This is a genomic window from Paenibacillus sp. JNUCC 34, from assembly GCF_058269055.1.
Genome location: NZ_CM177770.1, coordinates 4722595 through 4736451, shown reverse-complemented (window position 1 = coordinate 4736451; position 13857 = coordinate 4722595). Strand labels below are relative to the sequence as shown.

Annotated in this window: 10 protein-coding genes; 7 read left to right on the top strand and 3 right to left on the bottom strand. The window is 47.3% G+C overall.

The genetic code is table 11. The features are described 5' to 3' along the window. Window positions 1–202 precede the first annotated feature (202 nt). The gene (locus AC2TF5_RS22155) at window positions 203–646 is read left to right on the top strand and encodes an OsmC family protein (protein WP_491299283.1); all 444 of its coding nucleotides are present in this window, start codon (window positions 203–205) and stop codon (window positions 644–646) included. Window positions 647–798: 152 nt separating this feature from the next. Here AC2TF5_RS22155 and AC2TF5_RS22150 read toward each other — a convergent pair whose 3' ends face one another. The 3 genes from AC2TF5_RS22150 to AC2TF5_RS22140 are packed head-to-tail and all read right to left on the bottom strand — an operon-like array spanning window position 799 to window position 5642. Beyond that, entirely contained in the window at window positions 799–2625 is a 1827-nt protein-coding gene (locus AC2TF5_RS22150) for an ABC transporter substrate-binding protein (RefSeq protein WP_491299282.1), read from the bottom strand. A 52-nt stretch (window positions 2626–2677) separates the two neighbouring features. After that, the gene (locus AC2TF5_RS22145) at window positions 2678–4186 is read right to left on the bottom strand and encodes an ABC transporter permease (RefSeq protein ID WP_491299281.1); all 1509 of its coding nucleotides are present in this window, start codon (window positions 4184–4186) and stop codon (window positions 2678–2680) included. 13 nt (window positions 4187–4199) lie between these two features. After that, complete coding sequence (locus AC2TF5_RS22140) at window positions 4200–5642, bottom strand: ABC transporter permease (protein ID WP_491299280.1); 1443 nt, start codon at window positions 5640–5642, stop codon at window positions 4200–4202. Window positions 5643–5776: 134 nt separating this feature from the next. Between AC2TF5_RS22140 and AC2TF5_RS22135 the strand changes: the two genes are divergently transcribed. From AC2TF5_RS22135 to AC2TF5_RS22110, 6 genes are all read left to right on the top strand, one after another. Continuing rightward, window positions 5777–7525 (top strand): ABC transporter ATP-binding protein, encoded by a 1749-nt coding sequence (locus AC2TF5_RS22135; protein ID WP_491299279.1) that lies wholly within the window; start codon window positions 5777–5779, stop codon window positions 7523–7525. Between the two features lie 766 nt (window positions 7526–8291). Beyond that, window positions 8292–9410 (top strand): sugar ABC transporter substrate-binding protein, encoded by a 1119-nt coding sequence (locus tag AC2TF5_RS22130; protein WP_491299278.1) that lies wholly within the window; start codon window positions 8292–8294, stop codon window positions 9408–9410. Between the two features lie 151 nt (window positions 9411–9561). Then, window positions 9562–11052 carry a sugar ABC transporter ATP-binding protein gene (locus AC2TF5_RS22125; protein WP_491302966.1) on the top strand — a complete coding sequence of 497 codons (1491 nt, stop codon included), beginning with the start codon at window positions 9562–9564 and terminating at the stop codon, window positions 11050–11052. Beyond that, the gene (locus tag AC2TF5_RS22120; protein WP_491299277.1) at window positions 11049–12044 is read left to right on the top strand and encodes an ABC transporter permease; all 996 of its coding nucleotides are present in this window, start codon (window positions 11049–11051) and stop codon (window positions 12042–12044) included. Before AC2TF5_RS22125 ends, AC2TF5_RS22120 begins: the two co-directional genes overlap by 4 nt. A gap of 312 nt (window positions 12045–12356) precedes the next feature. Then, window positions 12357–12812 carry an acyl-CoA thioesterase gene (locus tag AC2TF5_RS22115; protein ID WP_491299276.1) on the top strand — a complete coding sequence of 152 codons (456 nt, stop codon included), beginning with the start codon at window positions 12357–12359 and terminating at the stop codon, window positions 12810–12812. A gap of 47 nt (window positions 12813–12859) precedes the next feature. Beyond that, a complete protein-coding gene (locus tag AC2TF5_RS22110) occupies window positions 12860–13855 on the top strand; it encodes a Gfo/Idh/MocA family protein (RefSeq protein ID WP_491299275.1) in 996 nt (331 codons plus the stop codon). The last annotated feature ends 2 nt before the right edge of the window (window positions 13856–13857 follow it).

Below are 13857 nucleotides of genomic sequence, written 5' to 3'. Positions count from 1 at the left end.
CATATTTGAAGAGAAGCCAGGCCTGGTTCACTGAGTGAGATAAAACCTTCTTCGAATCATTTTGTGATTATATTCACATTATTAAATATCTACATGGTCTATCCTTGAGGTAGGATCCTTTTAAAATTTAAAATAAAAAACCATTATTCCTACCGGTTAAATGTGGTATAATTATCTAAATTTATGGAGAAGAGGGATCGTCATGCCTGTAGAAACTTTTAAAGCAACTGCACATCTGCAAAAGGGAATGGTTGTTAAAGCGAAATCAAGAAATTTTGAGATTACGATTGATGAGCCGAAATCTTTAGGCGGTACGGATGAAGGAATGAATCCGGTGGAATTGGTACTGTGTGCACTTGGTGCCTGTCAGTCGATCGTAGCAAGTGTATACGCCCGTAAATTTAATATTGATTTGAAGGATTTTTGGGTAGAGGTAGAGGGAGATCTGGACACCGACGGATTTATGAATAAATCCGATGTCCGTCGTGGATATTCAGATATAAGATATAACATTCATATTAAGACTGACGCAGCAAGAGAAAAGGTTGAGGAGTTCGTGGAATTTATCGAACACACCTGTCCTGTAGGAGATACGATCAATAATCCAGTCAATCTGCAGCTGAACAAAATCATCATCGAAGACTAATTGTTCGTAAATGTACTTTGCTATAGCGTTTATGTACATATATCAAAGAGACCTCTTACAGTCCGTGGACTGATAAGAGGTCTCTTATATTTCTCGCAGAAACGCCGTCGCCCTGTGAAAAGGACGACGGCGTTTCTTCTTGCTGTAGCTTATTATTTTGAAGCGTTTTGATAGTTTGACAGGAATTCTTTCACCTTAGCCGGATCGGCTTTCAGCTCATTTCCGGTTTTAACCATCGGGCTGAGGGTGGAGAAGGCCTTAATCTTGTTATTGCTGTAGTATGTCAGGATTTCATCCTGGTTGATGGAGTACAGTACGGCTTTTCTCAGATCTTCACTCTTCGCAATATCGCGGTTCTTGGTATTGAAGAGCAGGTAAGAAACGGCGTTGCTCTCGATGGACTGGAGCTTCAGCTTGCTGTCGCCTTTAACGACATCATACTTCGTTTCTGGAACGCCATAGTACAGGTGAATCTCGTTACTGCGCAATGCGGACAACGTGCTGTCAGCATCTTTGATGAAGCGTACTTTTACCTGATTGATCTTAGGCTCATGCTCGGTACCTTTCATGTAACCAGGGTTTTTGTAGAATATGGCTTCATAATCATTTTTATAAGACAGAATGTAAGGACCGCTGGCATACAGGGTGTTGTTGTACTTGTCACCTTCGGTTACTGTGTTCTGGTCTCCGTAAGGAATGTCTTTGTTTACATCAAATTTGGCTACATCATACGTGTTAATGCTCTCAACCTGTTTCTTGGATACGATACCGGCCGATTGGTGAGCCAGGTAGTTCAGTACTTGCGGGAACGGCTCAGTGGTCGTCAATTTGATGACCTGGTATTTGCCGTCCTTGGTACTTGCTTGATTTTTATCGGTAACGAGGGAAGAAATTTTGGTGTCTAGCCCTTTTTCCAGAGATTGTCTTACGGTTTCGTCACTTCCAGATACTTTGACAGCATCCAGGGCGCTTAGGTCTTTAACAACCTCTACATCCTTGATATGTTCATGCAACGTGTATGTCCGGTGATCCGGAACGGAGTCTTTATCCTTAGCACGGTTCAGGGCGAATACCACGTCGTCAGCACCGACACGTTCGCCGGAATCTACGGCCAGTTTGTTGTCCACTTTGGCGAAGTTGATGTCATCTCTAAGGATGAAATAGTATTCGGAGTTACCCTCGGCAATGCTGTGATTGTATGAGAGCGAACCTTCGGATGTGATTTTGTCGTCATCGGTCAGGTTGATCAGGCGAACGTTCATGTTTGTGTTAATAATGTTAATCGATCCATCATTACCTTTGATTGGGTCAAGTGATGTCAGTGTTGAAGTCGCTTGGGCCAAAATCAACGGTTCTTTATCCCGTTTGGATTGGTCTTTGAAATCAACGGCTTCCCATGGAAGGGAACGGGATTTGGACAAGCGAACGGAATTTTCATCGAGAATGTCTTTGTTGATCGCTTGGCTCTTCAGCGAGATGTACAGCGGAGCAATGTAGGCTTTATCAGTGACGAGACGCTGTTCTAGCTGTTTATAGGTTTCTTTGGCATCTTCCGATGTTTGCGTTGCTGCCTGGTCAACCAGTTTGTCAACTTCTTCATCGGACATGATGCTGTAGTCACCGCCGGTTTTAAACACGGAACGAACAGCATAGTCAGGGTTACCAGTTACGGTCGTCCAGCCGGAGAGCATTATATCGTAGTTGCCGGCATCCTGCTGAGCTTTATAGCTACCGTAGTCGGGTTGAAGATTGAGTTTTACATTGAAGCCGTTTTTGGTGAGTTGGTCACGGATAATGTTCACATCCGATTCTTGTGAACTCATAGCGAGCAGTTCAATCGGAACAGCCGACGGGTTTGCTGGTTGCTCGCCTGCTGGCTCAGATGGCTTTTGCGACGCTTCATCTTTCGTTTTTACGGTGCAGCCACTGATTACCAGTACTAACGAAAGCAGCAGCAGTAAAAGTGTTCTTTTTTTCATGATGATTTCCTCCTGATCTTATATATATGTTTAAAAAAGTAATAAATAATAATTAATCGAGCTTGGGATCCAGTGCGTCCCGCAATCCATCACCCAAGAAGTTAAAGGACAATACCAGAGCGATAATGGCAAGCCCCGGGTATATAGCCAGGTACGAGTTGGTTTCGAGATACGTACTACCGATCTTCAGAATGTTTCCCCATTCCGGGATATGAGGCTCAACCCCAAGTCCTAGGTAGCTTAAGCTGCTTGTAGAGATAACCGCTCCCCCAATAGTTAAGGTCGATTTAACGATCATCGGAGCAAGGGAATTCGGAACGATATGCTTAAAAATAATCGATAGATTGCTTGAGCCGAATGCACGCGCCGCATCCACGTATTCGTAGGTGGACACGAGCAGTACGTTCGCTCTCATCGTTCTTGCATAGGTCGGAATAGCCCCAACGCTGAGTGCGATGATTAGGTTGACCGTATTGGCTCCGAAAGCGGCGATAATCGCGATCGCAAGGAGAATACCGGGAATCGCGTACAAAATATCAAGCAGACGCATGATAATATTGTCCGTATGGCGACCATAATATCCGGATATCGCGCCGAGAGTACCTCCGATTACGAGCGGAATAACTGTGGACATAAACCCGACGATAAGTGAGATGCGGGCGCCGAACACGATTCTTGAATATAGACAGCGGCCGAAATCATCGGTTCCGAGTGGATATGCCAGACTTGGCTGCTGAAGAATTGCCGAGTAGTTATTGTCTACCGCGAAGCTGTATTCAAACGTAAACAGGCTGCATACAGATACGGTAAACAGGAAGATGATAAAGAACAGTCCCAGCATAGCCGTAGTATTGCCGGTGATCCGTACCCAGACGTCCGCCCAGCGAGTGGATGCCGGATTGCTATTCTTGCGGATCTTGGACAACAAGTTGAAGCCGAGCACGAGGGCAAAGATATTGCCCGTCACCGCTGTCAGGATAAGCGGCAGCGCAAGCCACTTCAGCCGCGGGTGCGCGTAGTGGTTGTTTACGTATTTTGCAACGAACAGCAGGGCGACCAGATGGAATATTGTCACCAGCACCAGCGCTGCCATTCCCGGTAGAAATGTTTCGGCTACGTAAGGCTTGAACATATTCAAGGCCGATAAGGCGATTACGAATATTTGCGTCAATAGCATATAAACGGCGATTGAATATTCGGGACTTTTTTGTTTTTTTATGAGATTAAAACCAAAGGTTGTTACAAACACATTGCCTGTAAAAATACTTAGCAGCTGAATATAGCCGAGTGCGCGGGTTGAGCGTCTGATCTCTCCGTCACGGAGCAGATCCCTCCGGATCAGGGCCGTGATGACCACCTGCAGTAGCGTAAACAAAGCGTACACGGCAAAAGCGGCAAATACATACGGCCTTAAACTTCCGCTCCCGAAACTGTAGCTGTTCAGCAGCAGGATTATCGTTAAGGTTAAAGAGACGACCCACGTGAACCCGGCCTGGCTGTACTCCTGTGAGGACTTCAGCTGGTACTGGGATTGGCGATGGTTGAAAAGCTTCTTAATCATGAGTACACCTGCTTTAGTATTGTTTCATCTTAGAACGGATACGCGGATCGAAAAAGGCATACATAATATCAATAATGACGTTGACCAGTGAAATGGTGATAGCCGTATACACGACCCCGCCCATAATGGCCGGAATATCGGGAATAAACTGCTTATCCACGATGTAGCTGCCGATACCGCTAATGTTAAACACTTTTTCCGTGACCGCTGATCCGCCGAGCATTCCTCCGAACTGTAGTCCGATGACGGTAATGATCGGGATGAGGGCATTGCGCACAGCGTGCTTTCGAAGCACCTGCCGCTTTCCTAGCCCTTTGGCTTTGGCGGTCAAAATATAATCTTCATTAATAACCTCCAGTGTGGAGGAGCGAGTCATTCTCGCAACCGCTGCGGTGAGCCCCGTTCCGAGCACAATGACCGGCATGATCATCGAGAGCCAGTTCTGCGGATTATAGGTGGCTGGTAGCCATTGCAGCTTTATCGAGAAATTAAGGATGAATATCAATCCCTGCCAAAAGCTCGGAATGGACAAGCCCAGCAGCGCTATGAACATAAACGTATAATCGAAGAACGAATTTTTCCGCGTTGCCGAGATAATGCCGACTGGAATGGCAATGATCATGGCGAACAGTAGTGAAATTACAGTCAGCGTCAGCGTCACCGGAAACTTTCTTGCGATGCTGTTCGTAATTTCTTCACTGCCCGAGAAGGATTTACCGAGATCAAAAGTGAATATTCCTTTAATGTTATTCCACAACTGGGTCCAGTAAGGCTGATCCAGTCCGTGAAGTTGGTTGAATGCCGCAATCTGTTCTTGGGTCGCTGTTTCCCCCAAGATGTTCGCTGCCGGATTAAACGGAGACAGGTGCAAAATCGTAAAGACGAGAACGGCTACACCGAAAATGACAAACACACTCATAATAAGTCTTTCAAAAATAAACTTCAGATACGGTCTGCTGTACAAAAAAAGAAGTATGTACATGAGCAGTCCCGGGATCCATGACACTGCGAAAAAGACGGGATTAGCGATGAGTGATTCAAAAGTGTCCGCAAAAGTCAGGCGCTTCTTCCCGGTGAGTTCCAGTTGCTTGCGTGTACGTTCCTCCACAGCTTCCCGGAACCGTGATTCCGTTAAGGTTTCAAGCTCCCGGTTAAATTTTTCCTCACTGACCTTCTGTCCGAAAAACTCATGTTTCCGTTTAAGCTGTTCGAGCTGCTCTGTCCTCAGCTTGTCCCGGAAACCGGTGGAGATCAGCTCGGCCTGAACCTTGGACCTTAACGAAGTATATGCGTCCTTCTTGCTCTGAAACATATAAATAAGGAAGACCACCAGATTAACCGGTGCTCCCAATAATAAAAGAAAGTATTTATATGAAGGATTAAGAAGGATTTTACGGTACGTGATGCTGATGTTACTGATAAGCTGGCGCTGGCCTGCTGCTTCCGTCACCCCCATAAGGTGTCGTGCCTCCTTCATTGAAATTGCATTATTCCGAGTGATATAGTATATTTTATTTTAGCGCTATTTAAAAGTCAATAGATTAAGAGAGTTCCTCTCATGATATACACAAATAAGGCAGGCGAATTTATATGGAACCGATACTACAGGTGAAAAATTTGAGCGTATCCTTTCAATCCCGTGATTCGGAATTTCACGCCGTACGGGGTGTCAGTTTTGAACTGAATAAAGGAGAAACACTCGGCATTGTCGGCGAATCTGGAAGCGGCAAGAGTGTTACGGCACGTTCAATCATGCGTTTGCTGCCTTCGCCTCCTTCATTTATGAAGGAAGGGGAGATCCTCTTCCTAGGAGATAACCTTGCGGGCAAAACCGAGAAGGAAATGGAGAGCATTCGGGGCCGTGATATGGGAATGATCTTTCAAGATCCGATGACATCCCTGAATCCAACGATTAAAATCGGCGAACAGATTGCCGAAAGCCTCATCAAGCACCAAAAGCTGTCACAGAAAGAAGCGAAAAAACAAGCTCTGGACATGCTTAAGCTGGTCGGCATATCGAACAGCGAGACACGATACAATCAATATCCTCACGAGTTTTCTGGAGGTATGCGTCAGCGTGTCATGATTGCTATTGCACTGGCCTGCCGTCCGTCGCTGCTCATAGCGGACGAGCCGACAACTGCGCTCGACGTTACGATTCAGGCGCAAATTTTGAACCTGATGAAAGATATGCAGGAACGCTTCGGCACGTCGATCATCCTGATCACCCATGACCTTGGCGTTGTTGCCGGAATGTGTGACCGCGTTGCCGTGATGAAGGATGGGGTCATCGTGGAGACCGGAACGACAGAGGAGATCTTTGATAACCCTCAGCATCCCTATACACTTAAGCTGCTTAACGCTCTTCCACGGCTGCACGAGAAGAAAAAACCGAAGCCGACACCGCTCATTCTGACTGACAAAGACCGCGAGCGTCCCCTGCTCGAAGTACGCGGGCTCAAGCAGCACTTCGATATGGGGAAAGGTAATGTTCTGAAGGCTGTGAACGATATCAGCTTTCATATTCAAGCCGGTGAAACGCTTGGTCTCGTGGGTGAATCCGGCAGCGGTAAATCGACAACTGGACGGGCTATTCTTCGGCTGCACCAGCCGACAGGCGGCGAGGTGCTGTACCAGGGCATGGCAGTGAACCGCTTGACAGGCTCGGAGATGAAGACGATGCGCCGTTACATGCAGATGATCTTCCAGGACCCGTATGCATCGCTGAACCCGCGGCTTAAGATCGTCGATATTATCGGCGAAGCACTAGATGTTCACAAGCTGTCGGGAAGCAAGCAGGAGCGCAGAAAGCGGGTCGAGGAGCTACTCGACATGGTCGGTTTGAATCCGGCTTTTGCCAACCGGTACCCGCATGAATTCTCCGGCGGCCAGCGGCAGCGGATCGGCATTGCCCGTGCGCTGGCAGTGGAGCCGAAGTTCATCGTATGTGACGAACCACTATCTGCGCTTGACGTGTCCATCCAGTCACAGATTGTGAAGCTGCTCGAAGAGCTGCAGCAGCAGCTCGGACTCACATATCTGTTCATTGCTCATGACCTTTCGATGGTCAAGCATATCAGTGATCGTGTAGCCGTGATGTACATGGGTAAGATCGTTGAACTGGCAGAAAGTGAAGAGCTGTACTCCAACCCGCAGCATGACTATACCAAATCATTATTGTCAGCTATTCCGATTCCGGACCCGAAAGTAGAGTCGAAGAAAAAGCGGGTTTTGATGGAGGAACGTACCGGAGCGGATCAATACAATCTGGAGCATTCCGAGCTGGTTGAGGTGTCTAAAGGGCACTGGGTCGCACAGCCGATCAGCACTTCAGCATAATGTCAATAAACAACGGAGTTTTCTACCAGGTCCATTCGACATCTGGGGGGAGAACTCCTTTTTTTGTGCAGAGCCCCGACAAGGACGAATCCTGTAGGGGCTCTTTTCGTTTTTGGATGCTGACACGTCTGAATGGGCTGCCACAATGATCAAACATGATGGGATAAATGATCAAACATGATGGGATAAATGATCAAACATGATGGGTTAAAGATCAAACATTATGTGATAAGAAGTCGGCAGGCCCCCGAATATTGGGGGGCTTTATAGTAATTTTGTATGTTGTACAACATTGGGCGAACAGAATGCCTGATCCTACTGGTATTGTTGTAGATTCTACAACAATACCACCTGGAAAGAGGAAAATAGATGATTCCCCATCCCTGTTGTTGTATTTCATGCAACAATTCGTCTTTCACCGCTCTATCTCGGAATGTTGTTGTATTTCGTACAACACTCACTGAACCTATTGGATGATATGAGTAGTCACATTCCACACGTGTAAGTAGGTTCCTTCGATCACATTCCACACGTAAGTAGGTTCCTTCGAGTACTGACGCCCCTTGGCATGCAACGCCGCATCGTGATGGGAGCTGCCCTCGGTGTGTGTCTCACATCATATGGCTTGCCTTACAATGCGCAAGCGCTATGTTTTGAGTAGAGCCTACATTAAGGCAGCATAAAAAATGTATTGACTCTATCATTTAAATCCGATAGGATTACTTGTAATAAATTTGTGGTATTACATAACTAGGGGGAGAGAGAAATGAAGGGGAGTAAGTCGTGGTACAAGCTGACCAGCCTACTGTTATCCATTGTTGTTTTGACAGCAGGCTGCGCCCAGTCCGGTAAAGAAAGCGGAAGTGCACCAAAGCCAGTAGCGAAAGTAGAGAACCTGCCAGCAGGTATAGCTGATAAAGAGGAAATTAAATTGATGGCAATCCGTAAAATCGGAGGCGATGATCATACCGCGCAATTCCTAGCAGGAGCCAAGCAAGAGGGTGAAGCTATGGGCTTTAAAGTAGATACGTTCTCTGCAAATAATGACTCGGCAAAATTCCACGATGCAATCGCTCAGGCAGCGGATAACGGATATGACGGAATTCTCCTGTCGCATGGTGATGATCCTGCCACCGTAGAAGACGTCAAGAAGCTGAGCGAGAAAGGCATTCCGGTTGTCGCTTTTGACTCTGTACCGGAGCTTGCGGACATCAAGGGTGTAACCCTGACATCGCAGGATGATGAGGCACTAGCCAAGTTTGCGCTGGACAAGATGATTGAGGAGCAGGGAGCCGAAGCGAACATCGTTTATTTGTGGGTAGACGGATTCCCGCCGATGGTGCGCCGTAATAAGGTGTATCAGGAAACGCTTAAGAACAACCCAGGCATTAAGGAGGTAGAGCGTTTTGGCGTAGCCAGTGCTGACACCTCGGTCGATACGCAAAATGCGGTGGCTGCTATGCTCACGAAACATCCGAAAGGTGAAATTGATGCAATCTACGCCAGTTGGGACGCCTTTGCGATCGGGGCTGCAAGAGCATTGATCGAAGCAGGACGTACCGAGATTAAAATTTACGGTATCGACGTATCAAATTCGGATCTGGAAATTATGCAAAAGACAGATAGCCCTTGGGTCGCTACTGCTGCAGTAGATCCGAAGATGATCGGAGCGGTCAATGTACGGCTTTTGGCTAAGAAAATTGCGGGTGAGGAAACGCCTACCACGCACAATCTGGAAGCGACACTCATTGACCAGGCAAGTCTTGAGAAAGCGAGCGAAGCGGTGAACATGGTCAATCTCAGCGATATTATTCCGGGCTGGGGCGCAAGTGACGACTTTGAAGAAGATTGGATGAAAGCCTTGAAGCAGGCGAACGGTAAATAACATGCCGCAGGCGCTCTTATCGTCCATTGATAAGGGCGCCCTATTTTTTCTGGAGGGAAGGTGATCCACATTGTCAAGTTCAATTACAGCTGACACCTCAGTGAAGGTAGACCCTTCGATAATAGTAGATCTCCCAGCACCATTGCTACAGATGAAACAGATTACGATCACTTTTCCGGGTGTGAAAGCTTTAACGGAAGTTGATTTTAAGCTGAAGGCAGGAACAGCACACGCGCTTATTGGAGCCAATGGAGCAGGCAAATCCACCCTGATGAAAATTCTTGCCGGAGCTTATGATCACTACGATGGCGAGATCTGGATTGAAGGGCAAAAGGCCAAGATATCCTCTCCCAAAGACGCCAAGGATCTCGGCGTTCAGGTTGTGTATCAAGAGGTGGATACAGCCCTTATTCATAATCTGACCGTAGCAGAGAACATTATGCTCGACCGTATGGTCCACGATATGGGCAAGCGTCATGTCATTCACTGGAAAGGGCTGCATCAGGAGGCACAAGCTATTTTGGACCGGATGAACATCCGGATCTCTACACGAAAGCTGGTTCAGGAACTGACCTTGGCAGAGAAACAGATGGTGCTCATTGCCCGTTCCATTACGAAGCAGTGCCGGATTCTTGTGCTGGATGAGCCGACGGCTCCTCTTAGCCACAGTGAAACAAATCGTCTATTCTCGCTTGTGCAGAAGCTGAAATCGGAAGGTGTCGGCGTTATATTCATATCTCACCGGCTTCCAGAGCTGTATGAGATTTGTGATGAAATAACCATTTTGCGTGACGGCAAGCGGATTGTGAGTGACAGAATAGTCAATCTGGATCAGTCTGAGGTCGTGGAACATATGCTGGACGTCAGAATGGAGCAGCAGTTTCCTCATAAGAAGCGCATCATTGGAGAGCCATGGTTCGAGGCACACGGTATTCATGACCGGGGTAAGGTTTATGATGTGAGTTTACATATTCGCCAAGGCGAAATCGTGGGTCTCGCGGGTTTGGTCGGAGCCGGCAAGACAGAGCTGTGCCGCGCGATATTCGGAGCTTCCAAGACTTCTTCTGGGGAGCTGAGACTTCAGGGCAGGAAGTTGCGCATTTCATCACCCTACGATGCGGTCCGGCAGGGCATTGTACTCGTTCCGGAGGAGCGGCGTCGTGAGGGTGTGTTCGTGGAAGAATCGGTCTCCGTCAATCTGACGGCAGCGGGGCTGTCTCAATTTTGCAGATGGGGTTCGTGGCTCAGTCCAGCGAAAGAAAAGAGTACTTCTGCCATGATGATTGATAACTTGGGTATCAAAACACCTAATGAACGAACGAAGGTAAGCAGCTTATCCGGCGGTAATCAGCAAAAGATTGCTATAGGCAAGTGGCTGCTGGTAGATGCGGATGTGTACATTTTTGACGAACCGACCAAGGGAGTCGATGTCGGAGCAAAGCGGGATATTTTTGAACTGGTAGAGGAGCTGGCTGGCCGAGGCAAATGCGTACTATACGCATCCAGCGAGTTGTCAGAGATCATCGGCATTACCGACAGGGTCTACGTCATGTATGACGGTAGCATCACGAAGGAGATGGAGACACGGGAAAGTAATGAAGAGGAGATATTGTTGTACTGCACAGGAGGCGGGTTAATATGAACACAGCAAGAGCACTGCAGGAAAAGCCGGCGCGCAGCGCGTTTGATTTTTTATACAAATATGGCACGATCATTACGGTAGTTGTGCTGATCGCGGTGTTTGGCATCCTTAACGACAACTTTTTAAATACGAGCAATATTATAAATATTTTACGTTCTATCTCCATCGTCACGATCATTGCAGTCGGACTTACCGTGTCGCTTGCCGTCGGCGGGTTTGACCTGTCGGTCGGTTCCACGGCCTCACTGGCCAATGCGCTGGTCATTTCCTTATTTGTGTGGCATGGGCATAATATTGGGGCGGGCATTGCCATCACGCTGCTGTTCTGTCTGGCCGTCGGCCTCTTAAATGCGTTCTTGGTCATCAACTTTAAGATCCAGGATATGCTGATGACATTGGCGACGATGTTTATCTTTCAAGGTGTGGCGCTCACTTACACCCGGGGCGCGACGGTCTCCCAAAATATGATCATGCCAAACGGCGAATTCGCTGAAGGGAAAATTCCTGCGGTGTTCGAGAAGATTGGACAGGTGCCCTGGATTATTATCATTATGCTGCTCGTTGTTGTTGTAGTTCATTTATTCCTGACGTATACGAAGCATGGGCGTTATATGTATATGATTGGAGGCAACCGCGAAGCGGCAGAACTCTCAGGCATTGCGGTTAGCAAATACCGACTTGCAGCTTATGTGATCTCAGCGCTTTTTGCAGCCGTTGGCGGCATTATTTTGGGCGCGCGCGTGATGAACGCAGAGGTAAATGCGGGAGGGCCCTATCTGATGGATGCCGTAGCGGCGGCCTTTATCGGATATTCTGTTCTTGGTGCTGGTAAGCCGAACGCGCTTGGAACATTTGTTGGTGCTGTACTAATCGGTATTTTGCAAAATGGTCTGATTATGCTGTCTGTCCCATATTATGCGATGGATATTGTAAAAGGCTCTGTGCTGGCACTGGCTTTGGCCGTGACCTATTATAAGAAAAAGTTTGTCTGAAACTTCCTGTTTAAAGATGGTGTCTCGTATTTATGATTCAATTGGATTTGCTGTAAATCATGTAGAACCGTTCCGCAAAGGCAGATGTGCTGCCATCGGGGCGGTCCTTTTGTTACCAGGAGGAAATCATTGACACGACATCGAAACATAGGGGATGGAGTAACTGGCATGGTCAAAGATCCGTCCAATGGTCCATGATTTCAAGAAACTTGCCACTCCATGTTAGAGATCATTGTTGACGGGTATAACTTGTATTCATTATCCTTGTAGAAGTGGTTTTATACATACCGCGAAAGGGGACTCATACTCATCATGAAAAAGACTACCTTTGTACAACCGGATCCTCAGAGCTGGTTGGACACATTCCATTTCTCCATTCCGATTAAGATTCGTTATTGTGAGACGGATATGTTGGGGCATGTAAATAATGTGAGCTATTTTATGTATTACGAACAAGGACGGATTGAGTACTTCGAGAACTTGGGGCTAACAGAAGAGCTGTTTAGTGAAAAGGCTGTATCTGTTGTCGCGGATCTGGAGTGCCAATACATGGCCCAGATGTATCTCAAGGATCCTCTCATGCTGCATGTTAAAGTAGCGGAGATGGGCCGTTCCTCTATGGATGTGCAGTATGCCATCGTGGTAAACGGCCAGCTGAAGGCTGCAGGGCGCGGAACGATTGTGCTTATTGATACGAAGAGTGGGAAAAGCATGCCGATTCCGGATGAAGCACGCAACATCATATCCACATTTGAAGGATGGGAATAAACAGACGCAAGTACCTCTAAATTACACAGGAAAGAAGGCGATGAATCATGAAAGTACGCTTTGGCATTATTGGCACCAACTGGATTACGGAACGTTTTATACAGGCTGCCATGGAAACCGAGCAGTTTGTCCTGACAGCAGTGCACTCCCGTTCGGAGGAGAAGGGCGCAGTCTTTGCGGCACAATACGATCATCTCCCCGCTGTGTTTACTGACTTGGAGCAGATGGTGTCAAGCGATGTGCTGGATGCCGTGTACATAGCGAGTCCCAACTCTTTTCACGCAGAGCAAGCGATCCTGTGTATGAATCATGGGAAGCATGTGCTGTGCGAAAAGCCGCTTGCTTCTAATCCTTATGAAGTACAAAAAATGATAGCCGCTGCCCGTGAAAACAATGTGCTGCTTATGGAAGCTATGAAGTCGACTCTCATGCCGAACTTTAAGGCGATAAAGGATAATATGTATAAGCTCGGCCGGGTACGCCGTTATTTTGCAAGCTATTGCCAGTATTCATCACGGTATGATGCCTATAAGCAGGGTACTGTTCTTAATGCCTTTAACCCTAAGTTTTCGAACGGTTCTCTGATGGATCTGGGGGTTTACTGTATTTATCCGATGGTGGCTTTGTTCGGAAGGCCCGATGCAGTACAAGCTGTAGGGGTGTTGCTGTCCTCCGGAGTGGATGGAGAAGGCAGTATGGTAATTCGTTACCCGAAGATGGACGCGGTGATCATGCACTCCAAAATCAGTCATTCCTATGTGCCTGCCGAGATTCAGGGTGAGAATGGCACGATGGTCATTGATAAGATCAACCAGCCTTACGATGTGAAGATACATTATAGAGATGGTACGATAGAGGATATTACACAATCACAGAGTCATGAGTCTATGTATTATGAGGTTAAAGAATTCATCGAATTGCTGGAAACCGATAAGAGGGACAGTGTCATCAACTCCCTTGAAAATTCATTGATTACGGCCGAGATAGCCGCGGAAGCGAGGAAGCAGATCGGGCTTCGGTACCCCGCTGACGGCAATTCATGATT